The organism is Brevibacillus sp. FW306-2-1A-C05A, assembly GCF_058781555.1.
Genome location: NZ_JBYSWV010000096.1, coordinates 1 through 3,287, shown reverse-complemented (window position 1 = coordinate 3,287; position 3,287 = coordinate 1). Strand labels below are relative to the sequence as shown.

At 52.3% G+C, this 3,287-nt stretch carries 3 protein-coding genes; 2 read left to right on the top strand and 1 reads right to left on the bottom strand.

The annotated features are described in order from the left end of the window. Positions 1-170: 170 nt before the first annotated feature. The gene (locus AC3WJN_RS25435; RefSeq protein WP_007781104.1) at positions 171-623 is read right to left on the bottom strand and encodes a cache domain-containing protein; all 453 of its coding nucleotides are present in this window, start codon (positions 621-623) and stop codon (positions 171-173) included. Positions 624-944: 321 nt separating this feature from the next. On the opposite strand from AC3WJN_RS25435, the gene lplA reads away from it, so the two are divergent. Both lplA and AC3WJN_RS25425 read left to right on the top strand, forming a co-directional pair. After that, complete coding sequence (gene lplA / locus AC3WJN_RS25430) at positions 945-1,937, top strand: lipoate--protein ligase (protein WP_007781102.1); 993 nt, start codon at positions 945-947, stop codon at positions 1,935-1,937. Between the two features lie 179 nt (positions 1,938-2,116). Further along, positions 2,117-2,989, top strand: coding sequence for an aminoglycoside 6-adenylyltransferase (locus tag AC3WJN_RS25425; RefSeq protein ID WP_007781100.1), 873 nt, complete (start codon positions 2,117-2,119; stop codon positions 2,987-2,989). Positions 2,990-3,287 lie beyond the last annotated feature (298 nt).

Genomic DNA, 3,287 nt, shown 5'->3' with positions numbered 1-3,287 from the left:
ACTTCATTTTACACGAATCAATCATGGGCCATTTTTTTATCTAGCTGTTGGTGTCGCACTTCATATTACAATCCGTCATGTAAAAATCAGCATGAGAAAGAAGTTTTGAAAGGGAATTTTTCAGGCGTAATCTTGTAAACAGTGTCTGCTTTTTTTAAAACGAAAGGCATTCACAGCGTCACAAAGCGTATGCAGGACCGGAAAACCGATCCAGCAGGAGGGGGGAAATGGGCATGAAAAAGGGAATGGAAGGAATGGCTCTGCTGGGGACGTTTTTCGTCCAGTACAAACATGTAGCCGCTCGCACCGGAGTCGATGTTCGGGTTGATCGTTCGTGTTCCGTCCGCTTGCTTCGGACCGAGGATGTGCTGCTTCACTTGCTCTTGTGCATCTTCTATGCTGATTTTGCCTGCGTCGACTTGTTTTTGCAGGACTTCGATCATCTCTATCGTCAGATGCACGTTGTTTTTCAGGATGCGCGAACCTAGTTCGCTCAGTCCAGCGCTGGCAGAGTTGTAGCCTTGAAAGCCGATGATAAGGCTGGGGATTGCCAGCAGCAGCAGACACATCATCACGAGCTTGGTACGCAATGATACGGATTGGGAATGCTGGACTGCTTTCATAAAACTGAACACCTCACTGCTTCATAAGATTTCGGATGAATGAAACACCAAGATGATCTCGACGGGCCGACCATTTTTCATAGACGCACAGTAGGGAAAAAGATTCGTCTAGGTTTAGTCTAAAATACCTATGTATAGTTATCGACAAAAGCTAGAAATAGATTTAGTCTAATTCAGCAGAAAATTTTAAATTTTTCCGAACGATGTGTAGCAAGTCTGCCTGGCAATGTTCAGGAATGGAGAAAAGGCGATCTTGCAGTGTTTGCCAGCGAGTCGTGGTATGATAGAAGAGAGAGAACGAATTGGGATGGAGGCTGCGTGATGAAATTCATAGATAACCAAGGCATTACAGACCCCCGCATCAATCTGGCTATTGAGGAATACGCGCTGAAACATTTGCCCGCAAGCGAAGATTACTTGTTGTTTTACATAAATGAACCTTCGATCATCATCGGAAAAAATCAGAACACGATCGAAGAAATCAATGCCGCCTACGTCGAGGAAAACAACATCCACGTCGTGCGCAGGCTGTCTGGCGGCGGAGCCGTCTACCACGACCTCGGCAACCTCAACTTCAGCTTCATCACCAACGACGACGGCGAGTCTTTTCACAACTTCCGCAAATTCACCGAGCCGGTCGTCCAGGCGCTGAAAAAGCTGGGCGTCGAGGCGGAGCTGACCGGACGCAACGACATTCAGGTCGGAGAGCGGAAAATTTCCGGCAATGCGCAGTATTCGACCAAAGGCCGGATGTTCAGCCACGGCACGCTGCTGTTTGACTCCGAAATGGAAAACGTGGTGTCTGCCCTGAAAGTAAACGCCGCGAAAATCCAGTCGAAGGGCATCAAGTCCATTCGCAGCCGCGTCGCCAACATCTCCGAGTTTTTGCCGCAGCCGATGACGATTGAAGAGTTTCGCCTGGCGATTCTCCATTCCATTTTCGGGGAGGGCCAGGTCGAGGAATACAAGCTGACCGACGAAGACTGGGCGAAGATTCACGAGCTGTCCAAAGCCCGCTACCAGAGCTGGGACTGGAACTACGGCAAATCGCCGAAGAGCAACTACCGCCAGACGAAGCGGTTTGAGAACATTGGCAGCATTGAGGTGCAGCTCGATATCGAGAAGGGAAAAATCAAGGAAGCGAAAATATACGGAGACTTCTTCGGCGTGCGAGACGTAGCCGAGTTGGAGGAACTGCTGCGCGATACGCCGTATGATCGCGCGTCTGTCAGCGAGCGGCTCGCCGGCGTCAACCTGCAGGAGTTTTTCGGCAACCTCGACCGGGAAGCGTTCGTCTCCTTGCTGATCGCATAAAACACGCATCGTCCGAAGCGGATTCGCGGACCGCCGCCAGTCTGTTGTTTTTTGGCACAGGCAAAGCCAGGCACGGCAAAAAACAAACGGACGTGACGGTTTCGCTGATCGCAAGCGGTTGTTGCCGCTTCGCCGGAAAACGGCGAGCCGCCTGTCACAAAAAAAGGTGGTAGCAGACGATGAGAAGTGAACGAGAAATGATGGAGCTGGTGCTGGACTTCGCGCGCGCAGACGAACGGATTCGCGCCGTGACGCTGGAAGGCTCGCGGACCAACCCGCGCGCTCCGAAAGATATGTTTCAGGATTACGACATCAGCTATCTTGTCACAGACATGCAATCGTTTTTGGATGACCCTGACTGGATTGATGTGTTTGGCGAGCGAATCATTTTGCAAACGCCCGAAGATATGGCGATGTTTCCGCCAGACCTGGGCAGACGCTTTTCCTACCTGATGCTGTTTACGGACGGCAACCGGATCGACCTGACCTTGATTCCGCTGGACGAAAAGGACGAGTACTGCCGGGAGGACAAGCTGCTGCGCGTGTTGCTGGACAAAGATCAATGCTTGCCGGAGGTGCCGCCGTCGACGGACGAGGACTACTGGGTGAAGCGGCCTTCCGCGGAATACTTCCGCGACTGCTGCAACGAATTTTGGTGGGTCTCGACGTACGTGGCAAAAGGCTTGTGGCGACGGGAAATTTTGTTTGCCATCGAGCATCTGGAGCGCTACGTCCGGCCGATGTTGATGAAAATGGTCGAGTGGCGGGTAGGCATTCAAACCGATTTTTCCGTGAGCATCGGGAAGGGCGGCAAATATTTGGAGGCACATCTGACTGCCGAGCGGTGGCAAAAGCTTTTGTCCACCTATCCCGGCGGCAGCTACGAAGGCGTCTGGGCGGCACTGTTTGCGATGGGGGAGCTGTTCCGCGAGGTCGCAAACGAGGTGGCGGCTGCCTTGGGCTACGCGTACCCGCAGGGGGATGACGAGCGGGTGACGCACTATTTGCAGCGTGTTTCCCGGCTTGCGCCCGATGCCACGGAAATTTTTTGACCACACGAGCAGGGGAGGGTCCTAGCCCTAGCAGGTAGCCAGGACGCGGATCGCACAGTGGCTGCTCGGTTGGCTCGGGAGCAAGCGTTATCATGGTGATCCCCGTGACCGTGATACGGCCGGGCAGACGTGATCGTTTGCACCAAGTTAAAAGGTAACGTCTCAAAATGAAAAGGAGGCTGTCCCAATCGTCGCAAGACAACGGGACGGCCTCTTTTTTGAACGGATAAGAAAGTATAAATTTTGAGGAAGGGGAGTACCCATCCTTGTTAAGTTATTTGTAAAATAGAGTCATGGA